The sequence below is a fragment of the Mycolicibacterium vaccae NBRC 14118 = CIP 105934 genome (genome assembly GCF_001552715.1).
Taxonomy (GTDB): domain Bacteria; phylum Actinomycetota; class Actinomycetes; order Mycobacteriales; family Mycobacteriaceae; genus Mycobacterium; species Mycobacterium vaccae.
The window spans coordinates 1-840 of sequence record NZ_BCRS01000355.1; the positions used below are offsets into that span (position 1 = coordinate 1).

1 protein-coding gene is annotated in these 840 nt (G+C 72.5%); it reads right to left on the bottom strand.

Going from position 1 to position 840, the window contains the following annotated elements:
• Positions 1-762: serine/threonine-protein kinase (locus tag MVA01S_RS29985; protein WP_159426397.1), on the bottom strand; the 762-nt coding region annotated here is incomplete at its 3' end.
• Positions 763-840 lie beyond the last annotated feature (78 nt).

Genomic DNA, 840 nt, shown 5'->3' on the forward strand with positions numbered 1-840 from the left:
CAGGCGGGCGTCCCGGCTCATCGCGCGGTCGATGACCGCGACCAGCACGGGATCGGCGTCGGTGCGCAGCCCGGCCAACGGCGGCGGTGGGCCCTCGGTGATCGCCCACGCCAGGGCGGCAGGATTGTCCTGAGGGAAGGCGGGCCGGCCCAGCAGCGCCTCGTATCCGATGACACCGACGGCGTAAAGGTCGTCGGCCACCGAGGCGGGCGCTCCGGTGATCCGCTCCGGGCTCAGGTAGCTCAACGTGCCGATGATCTGCCCGGTCGCGGTGTGGCTGGTCGTGCCGCTCTTGGCGATGCCGAAGTCCGCGACCTGCATCCGGTCCCCGGCCGCCGACACCAGAATGTTGCCGGGCTTGATGTCGCGGTGCAGCACGCCTGCCGCGTGGGCGACCTCGAGCGCCGCCAGGATGTCGTCGAGCGCAGACCGAACCTGGACCGGCGGCATTGGACCGCGGGCGAGCACGTCGGCGAGCGTGTGTCCGGGCAGCCGTTCCATCACGATGAACGGCCGTCCGTCGTAGTCGCCGAAATCGTGCACGGCGACGATGCCCGGATGCGACAGGCCGGCGGCGGCGCGCGCCTCGGCGGCGAATCGCTGCCGGGCGACCGGGTCGGCGTTGAGGCTCGGGTGCAGCAGCTTGACCGCGACGGGACGGAGGAGCCGGGTGTCCCAGCCGTCCCGCACCTCGGCCATGCCGCCGCAGCCGAGCAGGCCGCGTAGCTCGTAGCGGCCGGCAAGGGTCTCGCGGCCGGTCATGCGGGCTGCTTATCCGTCTGCGCAGGCAAGTAAACCGGGCCGGGCGACGGTTTCGGGTGCACGCCGCGATTCTCGCGG